Origin of the sequence: Planotetraspora kaengkrachanensis (genome assembly GCF_016862895.1) — a bacterium.
Lineage (GTDB): Bacteria > Actinomycetota > Actinomycetes > Streptosporangiales > Streptosporangiaceae > Planotetraspora > Planotetraspora kaengkrachanensis.
Window position 1 is genome coordinate 163,156 of record NZ_BONV01000028.1, and the last position, 11,756, is coordinate 174,911.

Sequence of the window (11,756 nt, forward strand, 5' to 3'; positions counted from 1 at the left end):
TCCACGGAAATGTAACGAATACGAAATACAGGACCCTGTATACGTTCTTGCACAAGAATCTTCCAGGAGGAACGGATGCAGTCCGCGCGCCACCTGAAATTGACCGTGCCGCTCGTGGCCCTATCCCTCGCCGCCGCGGCCTGCGGCGGAGGCGGCGCCCCCACCAGCGCCCCCTCCGTGGCCGACGCCACCGCCGACAACCGCACCGTCCAGAACGGCGGGACGCTCACCGTCGCCCTGAACGCCGACCCCGACGCGCTCGACCCGAGCACGGCCACGACGCTCGTCGGCCGCGAGGTCTTCGTCAACATGTGCGAGAAGCTCTACGACATCGACGCGACCTCCACGCTGCTCCCCCAGCTCGCCGCCGCCATGCCCCAGCTCTCCGGCGACGGCAAAGAGGTGACGATCAAGCTGCGGACGGGCCTCAAGTTCAACGACGGAACCGTGCTGGACGCGGCGGCCGTCAAGAAGTCGCTGGACCGGCACCGCTCCTGGGAGAAGTCCGCCCGGCAGGCGGATCTCGCCGCCGTCACCGACGTGACCACGGTGGGCGAGGACACGGTCAAGCTCACCCTGTCGCGGCCGGCCACCCCGCTCACCGCCCAGCTCGCCGACCGGGCCGGCATGATCATGTCGCCCAAGGCGCTGGACAGCGAGGGCGACGCCTTCGGCGCGAACCCGGTGTGCGTGGGGCCGTTCAAGTTCTCCGGCCGCACCTCCGGCAGCGAGATCGTGCTCGAGCGCGCGCCCGACTACTACGACGCCGCCAAGGTCAAGCTCGACAAGCTCGTCTACAAGATCATCGTCGACCCCAACGTCCGCGCCGCCAACCTCAGGTCGGGAGACGTGCAGGTCGGCGACCAGCTCGCCACCACCACGGTCGCCGGGGTGCAGTCCGACCCCGACCTCAAGGTGGTGTCGGGCGGCGGTCTCGGCTACTTCGGGATCAACGTCAACATCGGCAACGTCGCCGGCTCGACGGAGAAGTACGGCTCGGTGGACACCGCGCTCGGCAAGAGCCCGGAGCTCCGCGAGGCGTTCGAGCTCGCACTCGACCGTGACGCGATCAACAAGACCGTCTACAACGGCCTGTACGAGTCCGACTGCTTCCCGCTGCCGGCCGACAGCCCGTACCGCGCGGCGAGCCTCCAGTGCGCACCGCACGACGTGGCCAAGGCCAAGCAGCTCGTGCAGGCCTCCGGCGTGCCGGCGCCGATCCCGGTGACCCTGACCACGCCGAACGACGCCACCAACCAGCGGCTCGCCCAGGTGATCCAGCAGATGACCAAGGAGGTCGGCTTCGACGTCAAGGTGGAGACCGCCGAGTTCGTCGCCACCCTGGAGCAGGGCGGGGCGGGCAAGTACGACACGCTGCTCACCGGCTGGTCGGGCCGCGTCGACCCGGACGGCAACCTGACCAACATCATCACCACCGGGGGCAGCAACAACTACCCCGGCATGTCGGACCCCGACATCGACGAGCCGATCAAGCAGGCCGCGGCGGCCACCGACACGGCCGAGCGGGCCGAGCTGTACGCGAAGGCCATCCAAAAGGCCGCTGACCTGCGCGGATTCATCTACCTGTACCACAACAAGTACTACCTGGGCATGCACAAGAACGTCGCCGGCGTCCAGTACTACAAGGACGGCCTGCCTCGCTTCACCACGGCCGGGTTCACCACCAAATGACCTGGTTCATTCTGCGGCGCTGCGGCGCGGCGGTGATGGTGCTGCTCCTGGGCAGCGTCCTGATCTTCCTCGGGGTCAGGGCGCTGCCGGGAGACCCGGCGGTGGTCATGGCCGGTGAGGACGCCTCACCGGCCCTGGTCGCGGCCATCCGGGAGGAGTACGGCCTCGACCAGCCGCTTCCCGTCCAGTACGTCGAGTATCTGCGGCAGACCCTGTCCGGCAACCTCGGCCGGTCCACCCAGGACCAGCTGCCCGTCACGACGATCCTGGCCGAGCGGTTGCCGGTGACGCTGGAGCTGACCGCGCTCGCCATGCTGGTGGCGATCACGGTCGGCGTGCTCGCGGGCATCGTCGCCGCCGTACGGCGCGGCCGCCTCGCCGACTACGTGGCCACCGGCTTCGGCCTCGCCGGGTTGTCGGTCCCGCCCTTCTGGCTCGGGCTGCTCGCCATCCTGCTGTTCTCGGTGACGCTGCGCTGGCTGCCCGCCTCCGGCTACGTCCCCTTCACCGAGGACCCGGTCGGCAACCTGCAGCGCATGGTGCTGCCCACGCTGGTCCTCGGCATGGGCTTCGCGGCCGTGCTGATGCGGCAGACCCGCTCGGCGATGCTGAGCGCGCTGTCCGCCGACTACATCAGAACGGCCCGCTCCAAGGGCCTGCCGGAACGCGCCGTTGTGGGCGTGCACGCGCTGCGCAACAGCCTCACCACCGTCGTGACGGTGCTCGGCCTGCAGCTCGGCGCGCTGATCAGCGGCGCCGTCGTCACCGAGCAGATCTTCGTGATCCCCGGATTCGGCAAGCTCACCGTGGACGCCGTGCTGACCAGGAACTACCCGGTCATCCAGGCCGTGGTGCTGGTGACCGTGACCGCGTACGTGGTGATCAACCTGCTGGTCGACATCGCGTACGCCTTCCTCAATCCGCGCATCCGGCTGTCGGGGGCGTCCCATGGCTGACCAGATGACGGTCCCCGTCGGCGCGGTCCCCGCGGCGGGTCCGGCCGAGCGGCGACGACGGTTGTGGCGGCGCTTCCGCCGCCGCCCGATGCCGATGACCGGGCTCGTGCTCGTCGCCGCGTTCCTCCTGCTCGCCCTGGTGGGGCCGCTGGTGACCGGCGACCCCGTCACCCAGGACTACGCGGCGACACTCGCGCCGCCGTCGGCAGCCCATCCGATGGGAACCGACGACCTCGGCAGGGACGCGCTGGCGAGGATCGCCTCGGGCGCGCGGATCTCGCTCCAGGCGGGCGTGCTGTCCACACTGGTCGCCATGGCGGCGGGCATCCCGATCGGGCTGCTGGCGGGCTTCTACCGGCGCTGGCTCGACCCGCTGGTCGGGCGGCTGGTCGACGTGACGCTGGCGTTCCCGTTCCTGGTGTTCGCCGTGGGCCTGGCCGCGATCATCGGCCCGTCGCTCACCGGCGTCGTGCTGGCTCTCGGCTTCGCCCAGCTCCCCGCCGTCATCCGGATCACCCGCGGCGAGGTCCTGGCGATCAAGGAGATGGACTACGTCTCGGCCGCGATCGCGGACGGCGCGACCGACGGCCACATCCTGCTCCGCTACGTCCTGCCGAACTGCGCCGGCCCGCTGATCGTCCAGGCCACCGTGGCGATCCCGACGGCGATCATCGGTGAGGCCACGCTGTCCTTCCTCGGCCTCGGCGTGCAGCCGCCCACGCCGTCGTGGGGCGTCATGCTCACCGTCGCGCAGCAGTACCTCGACGTCGCCCCGTGGCTGGCGATCTGGCCGGGCGTGCTGATCGCGCTGGCCACCCTCGGATTCAACCTGCTCGGCGACGGGCTGCGCGACGTCCTCGATCCCAGGAGCGGCCTGTGAGTCTTCTCGACGTCACCGACCTCACCGTCGGCTTCGACACCGAGGACGGCCACGTCCACGCGGTCAAGGAGATCTCGTTCAGCCTGGAGGAGGGAGAGATCCTGGCGCTGTGCGGGGAGTCCGGCTGCGGCAAGACGGTCACCGCGATGGCGGTGCCGAGGCTGCTGCCGCCCCACACCACGCGCCTGTCCGGCTCGATCCGGCTCGGCGGCCGCGAGCTCACCACCCTGCCCGAGCCGCTCATGCGCCAGGTGCGCGGCTCGGAGGTCTCCGTCGTCTTCCAGGAGCCGATGACCTCCCTCAACCCGTCGTTCACCGTCGGATTCCAGATCGCCGAGGTGCTGCGCAGGCACGAGAACCTGTCGCGCGCCGCCGCCCGCGGCCGGGCGGTCGAGTTGCTCGAACTCGTCGGCATCCCGGCCCCTGCCCAGCGGATCAAGGAGTACCCGCACCAGCTCTCCGGCGGGATGCGCCAGCGCGTGATGATCGCCATCGCGGTGGCGTGCTCACCGCGCGTGCTGATCGCGGACGAGCCGACCACGGCCCTCGACGTGACGATCCAGGCGGGCGTGCTCGACGTCTTCCGCGACCTGCGCGACCGGCTGGGCACCGCGATCATCCTGATCACCCACGACCTCGGCGTGGTCGCCGACATCGCCGACCGGGCCGTGGTCATGTACGCGGGCCGGGCGGCCGAGCAGGCCCCCGTCGAGGAGCTGTTCGCCCGTCCCCGCCACCCGTACACGCTGGGGCTCATGAGGGCCCTGCCCGCCGCCGCGGTCGCCGGCCCGGCCGGGCGGCGCAGGCTGGCGGAGATCCCCGGAATGGTCCCCTCACCGCTCACCGACCCCGACGGGTGTGCCTTCCACGCCCGCTGCCCGCGACGGCAGGACGACTGCCTCGCGGCCCGGCCCCCGCTCGTACGGCACGGCCCGGCGCACCTCGCCGCCTGCTTCCACCCTGGGCACCCCGGAGAACAGCCGTGACAGAACCCGTCCTGCAGATCGACTCCTTGGTCAAGCACTACGGCCAGGTCAGGGCCGTGGACGGGCTGTCGCTGACGATCGGTCAGGGCGAGGTTCTCGGCCTGGTCGGAGAGTCGGGCAGCGGAAAGTCCACCGTCGGCAAGTGCGTGCTGCGCCTGACCGAGCCGACCTCCGGCACGATCGCCCTTGGCGGCCGGGACGTCACCCACCTGTCGCGGCGGGCCATGCGGCCGCTCCGCAGGGACGTCCACATGGTGTTCCAGGACCCCTACTCCTCGCTCAACCCGCGCTTCTCCATCGAGCAGATCGTCAGCGAGCCGCTGTTGCGGCACAAGCTGGCGCGCGGGCGCGAGGCGGCCGAACGCGTCGCCGCGATGCTGGAGAAGGTCGGGCTGCGCACGGAGATGATGACGCGTCTCCCCCACGAGCTGTCCGGAGGGCAGCGGCAGCGGGTGGGCCTGGCCAGGGCGCTGATCCTGGAGCCGAAACTCGTGGTGGCCGACGAGCCGGTGTCGGCCCTCGACGTCTCGGTCCAGGCGTCGGTGCTCAACCTGATCACCGACCTGCAGCGCGACATGGGCTTCTCCTGCCTGTTCATCACCCACGACCTGTCCGTGGTGGAGTTCCTGGCCGACCGGATCGCCGTCATGTACCTGGGGAGGATCGTGGAGACCGGGCCGACCGCGGAGCTGTTCGCCGGGCCCCGGCATCCGTACACCCAGGCGCTGCTGTCCGCGGCTCCCGTGCCCGACCCCGTGAAGGCGCGCGAGCGCCGCAGGATCGTCCTCGGCGGCGACGTCCCGAGCCCTCTCGACCCTCCGGCGGGCTGCCGTTTCCACACCCGCTGCCCGCTGGCCTTCGACGCCTGCCGTACGGTCGAGCCTGAACTGGCCGACCCCCGGAGCGGCGCCCACCCCGCCGCCTGTCACCTGGTGACGGCCGAGCACCGGCCCGACGCGGCCGTCCCCGGGCGGACGATCGGATACTGATCGAATACTGACGAAGGGAACCGGGTGTTCACCACACGACCCGAGCTGACGGGCGACTTCGGAATGGTGGCGAGCACGCACTGGCTGGCCTCGGCGGCCGGGATGAGCGTGCTGGAGCGCGGCGGCAACGCCTTCGACGCGGCCGTCACGGCGGGGTTCGTCCTCCAGGTGGCCGAACCGCACCTCAACGGGCCGGGCGGCGAGGTGCCGATCCTGCTGTGGAGCGAGGCCGAGCAGCGGCCCTTCGTCGTCTGCGGCCAGGGTGTGGCGCCCGCGGCGGCGACCATCGAGCGGTTCGCCGACCTCGGCCTCGACGTCGTCCCGGGCACCGGGCTGCTGCCCGCGACCGTCCCCGGCGCCTTCGGCGGGTGGATGCTCATGCTGGAGCGCTGGGGCACGTGGTCGCTGGCCGACGTGCTGGAACCCGCCATCTCCTACGCCGAACACGGCGTCCCGGTGCTGGAGCGCATCTCGGCGACGATCGGCACGGTGGAGCGGCTGTTCGCCGAGGACTGGCTGACCTCGGCCGCCACCTGGCTGCCACACGGACGGGTGCCGGAGCCGGGTTCACGGCTGACCAACCCGGTGCTGGCCGCGACCTACCGGCGGCTGGTGGCCGAGGCGACGCGCGCCTCCGCCACGCGCGAGGGGCAGATCGCCGCCGCCAGGGACGCGTGGTACCGCGGTTTCGTCGCCGAGGAGATCGCCCAGTTCAGCGTCGGCAAGGCCTGGCTCGACAGTTCGGGAGAGCCGCACTCCGGGCTGCTCACCGGCGACGACCTCGCGGACTGGACGGCCTCCGTGGAGGAGCCGCTCACCTTCGACTACCACGGGCACACCGTGTGCAAGACGGGCCCGTGGGGGCAGGGTCCGGTCTTCCTGCAGCAGCTCGCGCTGCTGTCCGGGTTCGACCTGGGCGGGATGGGCCGGCTCAGCCCGGACTACGTGCACACCGTCATCGAGTGCGCCAAGCTGGCCTTCGCCGACCGGGAGGCGTGGTACGGGGATCCGGCCTTCGCCGACGTGCCGATGGCCGGCCTGCTGAGCGAGGCGTACAACGCGGAACGGCGCGCGCTGGTCGGCGCGGACGCGTCCTACGAGCTTCGGCCGGGCGCACCGGACGGGCGCGCCCCGCGGCTGCCCGACCTGCCGGGGCCGGGCACGGTCAGCCACGCGCCGGGGGTGTCGCGCACGCGCCGGACCGCCGGCGTGGGCGAGCCGACCGTGGGCGAGCCGACCGTGGGCGAGCCGACCGTGGGCGAGCCGACAGTGGGCCGCGACGGCCGGGTCAGGGGCGACACCTGCCACGTCGACGTCGTGGACCGGCACGGCAACATGGTCTCCGCCACGCCCAGCGGCGGCTGGCTGCAGAGCTCCCCCACGATCCCCGCGCTCGGGTTCTGCCTGGGCACGAGAGGCCAGATGTTCTGGCTTCAGGACGGGCTGCCCGCGTCGCTGCGCCCCGGTGCTCGGCCGCGCACCACCCTGTCCCCCTCGTTCGCCCTGCGGGACGGCAGGCCCTGGCTGGCGTTCGGCACTCCCGGCGGGGACCAGCAGGACCAGTGGAGCCTGAACTTCTTCCTCTCCGTGGTCCACGGCGGGCTCGGCCTCCAGGAGGCCGTCGACGCGCCCATGTTCCACTCCGAGCACTTCCCCAGCTCGTTCTTCCCGCGCGGCTCGCTGCCGGGCGTCCTGCACATCGAGGAGCGGGCGGACCCGGCACTCGTGTCCGAGTTGCGGCGGCGCGGCCACCAGGTGGAGGTCCGGGACCCGTGGTCGCTCGGCCGGCTGAGCGCGGTCGCCCGGGACACGGCCCCGGGCGGTTTCCTCCACGCGGCGGCCAACCCGCGCGGCGCGCAGGGCTACGCGGTGGGCCGGTAGCGGCGCTCGGCGTTCTGCGTTCCGGCGAGCCGGCGTTTCGGCGGCTGGCCTTTCGGCGTTCTGGCGTTCTGGCGGGCCGGCGGTCCGGCGGTCCGGTGCTGCGGCGCTCCAGTGCTGCGGCGCTCCGGTCCGGTGCTGCGGCGCTGTGTCAGGTGGTCGGCAGGCCCGTGGCCTCGGTGACCTCGGCGCCGTCTGGCGCCTCGAACGCCTTGGCGTCGGCCTCGTCCGTGAAGCCCACCAACTCGATCGACGCCTTCTCGCCACTGGTCAACGTGCCGGTGAAGGAGGCGAGGACGCCCGTCTCCGTGACGCACACCGTGAAGTCGCTCGGCGCCTCACTGTCGTCCGGCGACGCGACGGCTTCAAGTCCGCTGGCGGTGGCGCAGAGCGAGTTCTGGCCGGCGATCTCCTTCTCCTCGCTCTCGATGTGCGCACCCGGAACGACCGCGGCCGCCGTGACGAAACCGAGCGCCAGTTCCGGTGTGACGAAGCCCGGGCCGGTCGCGGCCGTCAGCGCCCCGGCGTCACCTGTCGCGGCCGACGGCGCGCTGGTGCAGGTCTTCTTCTCGCAGAACAACATGTGGTCGGGCGTGAAGACGTACCTGCCGTCGGGGCCGATGAACGCCGAGTTCGGCGGCTCCTGGACCAGCGTCACCTTGCCTCCGTCGGAGGTCTTGTACGTGGCGGTGAAGGTGAGGTCGGCCGACTTCCCCAGCCGGTCGGCGAACGTGGACAGCGTGTTGGCGGAATCGACTACGTTCGAGATCGCGCCGATGGCACCGCAACCCATGAGGGCGGTGCCGAGGACGGCGCCGGTGACGGCCAGCGAAGCGACGCGGCGGGTTCCGGACCCGGTTCCGGTCAACGTGCGGATCAAGGGGCGCATAGTGGTTCTCCTGTAGTGAGAGGGCCGGCATTCCGAGGTGATCTCGGGTGCCGCACGACAAGAGATAGATCGCGCTCCTTGCAGCGTGATTGCGACGCCCGGCCGCCCTGCTTGCGGACGGCTTACATCGGCTTGTCGCTGCTTGTCCAAGCTTGTACGTACTCGTCCAAGCTTGTATGCGCTCGTCCCTGCTTTACAGCGGCTTGCACCGGCGTGGAATCGGCCCGGCGCCAGGGGCGGGCGTCAGGCTTCAGTGAGCGTGATTGGGCGGCCGCGCTCACGCGTGAACGCGGCAGTGGGAACGGAACAGGCTTAACCAGCCCGGCGCGCCGGACGTCGGCCTGTGGGCCTATCGGGCCTGTGGGCCATTGGGCCTGTGGGCCTATCGGGCCTGTGGGCTATCGGGCCTGTGGGCTATCGGGCCTGTGGGCTATCGGGCCTGCGGGACCTACCGGGCCTGCGGGACCTACCGGGAGGGGCGCCCGCCGCCGGACCCGCCGAAGCGCCGCCGCCCGGTGAGCGACGCGCGCTCCCCGGCCTGCCCGTCGCCAGCATGCGCGTGGTCTCCGCCCTGGGACTGGTCGCCATCAGGGGAGCGGTCGCCGCCATGGGGGCGCTCGCCTGCGGTGATGGCGGCGTGCTCTTCGATGAACGGGACGTGGTCCGTACCGTAGGCGCGGCTCATCCTGGCCCGGAGCCTGCCGATGACGGTGCGGGTCTCCTTCGGCGGGACGCCCTCTCCGTCGACGCCGCTCTCGATGATCGGGATCTCCTTCTTGCCCCGGATGTGGTCGGCGATGTCCTGCGCGGACGGGGTGTGGACCTCGATGTACTCGCCGTGCGGCAGGCGCTTGATGACACCCGTCTCGACGCCGTGCGACAGCAGAGCCGCGTCCCTGCGCTGCAGGCCGATGCAGATCCGGTACGCGACGAAGAACGCGATCGCCGGACCAAGGAAGATGGCGAAGCGACCGAAGATCGTCGTCTCGTACAGGCTGATGTGGAAGTTGGCCGAGATCTCGTCATTGGCCCCGAGCAGCCAGAGGAGACCATAGAACGTGATGCCCGCGCACCCGATCCCGGTGCGGACCGGGTTGTTGCGCGGCCGATCGGCGGTGTGGTGCTCGCGGCGGTCGCCGGTCACCCACTGCTCGACGAACGGATACAGGGCCAGAATGGTCAGGATGATCCCCATGGGCAACAGGGCCGGGATCAGCACGCTCAACGAGAGTGTGTAACCCAGGAAGTTGATCTCCCAGGCGGGCATCAACCGCAGCGAGCCCTCAAGGAATCCCATGTAGAAGTCGGGCTGGCTGCCCGCCCCGATGTCCGCCGGCGTGTAGGGACCGAACAGCCAGATCGGGTTGATCTGGGCGAAGGTCGCCAGGAGCGCGACGACGGCGAAGGTGAACAGGAAGAACGCACCCGACTTGGCCATGAAGGACGGGAAGAACGGGGCACCCACCACGTTCTTCTCGGTCCGCCCCGTGCCCGGCATCTGCGTGTGTTTCTGCACCCACATGAGAACCAGGTGGGCCGAGATCAGCGCCAGCAGGATGCCCGGAATCAGCAGGATGTGGATCGTGAAGAACCGCGAAATGATGTCTTGGCCTGGATACTCTCCGCCGAACAACAGGAATGCCAGATACGTCCCCACAACGGGGATGCCCAGGATGACGCCCTGAGTGATCCGCAGACCGGCGCCGGACAGCAGGTCGTCGGGGAGGGAGTAGCCGGTCAGGCCCTCCAGCAGTGCGAGCGTGAGCAGTCCGAGGCCGATGAGCCAGTTCAGCTCACGCGGCTTGCGGTAGGCGCCGGTGAAGAACACCCGCAGCATGTGAACCGTCATGCCGGCCACGAACAGCAGTGCCGCCCAGTGGTGGATCTGCCGGATCAGCAGGCCGCCGCGGACGTCGAAGCTGATGTTCAGCGCCGAGGCGTACGCCTCGGACATCTTCACGCCCACCAGCGGCTGGTACGAGCCGGAGTAGACGACCTCGCCCATGCTCGGCCTGAACCAGAACGTCAGGAACGTGCCGGTCAGCAGCAGGATGATGAACGAGTAGAGCGCGATCTCGCCCAGCAGGAACGACCAGTGGTCCGGGAAGATCTTCCTCAGGTTCCGCTTGAGGAAGCTGCCCGCACCCACACGGTCGTCGAGGAACGTGGCGACCCCTGCGATGGCCTTCGGGGCAGTCTCCATGGGTGCCCTCTCCGAGATCGGGCAGGACGGCACGGCCCGAGCGTCCTGCGGCGTCAGCCGGTCCGGGGCCCCTGGCACGCCTCTCGGCCTTCCGCGGTCCGGCCACGGACAGAACGCCTTCGAGGCGCGAGCGCGGCGCCTTCACGGCGTGAACTTCGCGACGTGAATACGACGCTTTCACGGGTGAACCGCAACAAACCACGGCGTGAGCACCGCGGGGCGGAACGGTCACAGCCCGCCAGGAACGCCTGACGGATGTCCTCCGCGCGCATGCGGCGGATTTCAGCCAACCGGCGCCATTTCAGTTCTCTTCCAGCCTATCCACCTGGTTTGTTGACAAACCTTGCGACCAGCCACATAGAGGTGCATTCGATGAGGAGACGGGCGCGGGCGGCGTCGCGCAGCCGCCAGGCGCGGTGTCCGATGCGCGCGCTGATGCGAGATCCGGTCACGGGGACGGACTCTCCTCACACAGAAGCACCAGCCGCACAGGAGCACTCCACACAGGCGCATTAACCGCAGAAGCATTAACCGCAGCCGCTCTGCGCGGCCATTGCGGACACCGCGTTCACTCCGAGCTTAGAATTCACGTTCGATATCTGTAGCGGGACGGCTACTCAGTGTGAGATTATTCAGACAGGTGTTCGATACAGATGGGCGGAAGGAGTGCCACCGTGGCCGAGCCGCGCGGGAGCCGTCACTCCTTCTCAGCACCCTCATCGGCCCACGAGCCGGCCAAAGAACTGCCCTGCGGCCCGCAGTGGTGGGCTCAGCTGACAAAACGGGCCCGGTCATGGTCGACCGACGGCAGCTCCGCGTTGAGCTCGCCACCCCTGACCGATCCATGGCCGGGCTTCCCCCCGGACTCCGTGCCACCAGACTCAGCACAGCCCGATTCCGCACCACCCGATTCCGCACCGCCCGATTCCGCACCGCCCGATTCCGCACCGCCCGATTCCGCACCGCCCGACCCGCCACAGTCAGACTCCGCACCGCATCACTCAACGCCACACGACCCGCCGCAGTCTGGCTCACCCGACCAGGCATGCACCGGTCAGACGCAGCAGGCAGACGCCCCGGCCGAACCCCCAGACGCAGCTGAGCCTGTCGATCTGGATGAACTGGTGGCGACCCTGGTGGAAACAGCTGCGGCGCTCGCAGTGGCCGCGGTACCGGCTTCACCCGACGCTTGCCTGGCCCAAGCCCAGGAATTGGCGTTCGCGCGAGACCGGCTGATCTCCGCCATCACCGCGCGGGTGGAACGCGTGCACCGCACCGGCGAA

The 11,756-nt window shown here is 70.2% G+C and carries 8 protein-coding genes; 6 read left to right on the plus strand and 2 right to left on the minus strand.

The window, feature by feature from the left end; genetic code table 11:
• Positions 1-75 precede the first annotated feature (75 nt).
• The 6 genes from Pka01_RS26710 (at position 76) to Pka01_RS26735 (ending at position 7,384) form a co-directional block, all read left to right on the plus strand.
• Complete coding sequence (locus tag Pka01_RS26710; RefSeq protein ID WP_203885638.1) at positions 76-1,692, plus strand: ABC transporter substrate-binding protein; 1,617 nt, start codon at positions 76-78, stop codon at positions 1,690-1,692.
• Positions 1,689-2,648 (plus strand): ABC transporter permease, encoded by a 960-nt coding sequence (locus Pka01_RS26715; protein WP_203885639.1) that lies wholly within the window; start codon positions 1,689-1,691, stop codon positions 2,646-2,648. The genes Pka01_RS26710 and Pka01_RS26715 overlap by 4 nt, the downstream gene beginning before the upstream one ends.
• The gene (locus Pka01_RS26720; protein WP_203885640.1) at positions 2,641-3,528 is read left to right on the plus strand and encodes an ABC transporter permease; all 888 of its coding nucleotides are present in this window, start codon (positions 2,641-2,643) and stop codon (positions 3,526-3,528) included. Before Pka01_RS26715 ends, Pka01_RS26720 begins: the two co-directional genes overlap by 8 nt.
• Complete coding sequence (locus Pka01_RS26725; protein WP_203885641.1) at positions 3,525-4,514, plus strand: ABC transporter ATP-binding protein; 990 nt, start codon at positions 3,525-3,527, stop codon at positions 4,512-4,514. Before Pka01_RS26720 ends, Pka01_RS26725 begins: the two co-directional genes overlap by 4 nt.
• Positions 4,511-5,503: an ABC transporter ATP-binding protein gene (locus tag Pka01_RS26730; protein ID WP_203885642.1), complete on the plus strand. Its 993-nt coding sequence runs from the start codon at positions 4,511-4,513 to the stop codon at positions 5,501-5,503. The genes Pka01_RS26725 and Pka01_RS26730 overlap by 4 nt, the downstream gene beginning before the upstream one ends.
• Before the next feature lie 63 nt (positions 5,504-5,566).
• Positions 5,567-7,384 (plus strand): gamma-glutamyltransferase family protein, encoded by a 1,818-nt coding sequence (locus tag Pka01_RS26735; RefSeq protein ID WP_203885655.1) that lies wholly within the window; start codon positions 5,567-5,569, stop codon positions 7,382-7,384.
• A 148-nt stretch (positions 7,385-7,532) separates the two neighbouring features.
• Here Pka01_RS26735 and Pka01_RS26740 read toward each other — a convergent pair whose 3' ends face one another.
• Complete coding sequence (locus tag Pka01_RS26740) at positions 7,533-8,270, minus strand: hypothetical protein (protein WP_203885643.1); 738 nt, start codon at positions 8,268-8,270, stop codon at positions 7,533-7,535.
• Positions 8,271-8,736: 466 nt separating this feature from the next.
• Complete coding sequence (qcrB, locus tag Pka01_RS26745) at positions 8,737-10,473, minus strand: cytochrome bc1 complex cytochrome b subunit (RefSeq protein WP_203885644.1); 1,737 nt, start codon at positions 10,471-10,473, stop codon at positions 8,737-8,739.
• Positions 10,474-11,756 lie beyond the last annotated feature (1,283 nt).

Bases quoted from the DNA above. Each gene is read 5' to 3' on its own strand.
- Pka01_RS26710 (WP_203885638.1), top strand. From the start codon at position 76: ATGCAGTCCGCGCGCCACCTGAAATTGACCGTGCCGCTCGTGGCCCTA.
- Pka01_RS26715 (WP_203885639.1), top strand. From the start codon at position 1,689: ATGACCTGGTTCATTCTGCGGCGCTGCGGCGCGGCGGTGATGGTGCTG.
- Pka01_RS26720 (WP_203885640.1), top strand. From the start codon at position 2,641: ATGGCTGACCAGATGACGGTCCCCGTCGGCGCGGTCCCCGCGGCGGGT.
- Pka01_RS26735 (WP_203885655.1), top strand. From the start codon at position 5,567: ATGGTGGCGAGCACGCACTGGCTGGCCTCGGCGGCCGGGATGAGCGTG.
- Pka01_RS26740 (WP_203885643.1), bottom strand. From the start codon at position 8,270: ATGCGCCCCTTGATCCGCACGTTGACCGGAACCGGGTCCGGAACCCGC.
- qcrB (WP_203885644.1), bottom strand. From the start codon at position 10,473: ATGGAGACTGCCCCGAAGGCCATCGCAGGGGTCGCCACGTTCCTCGAC.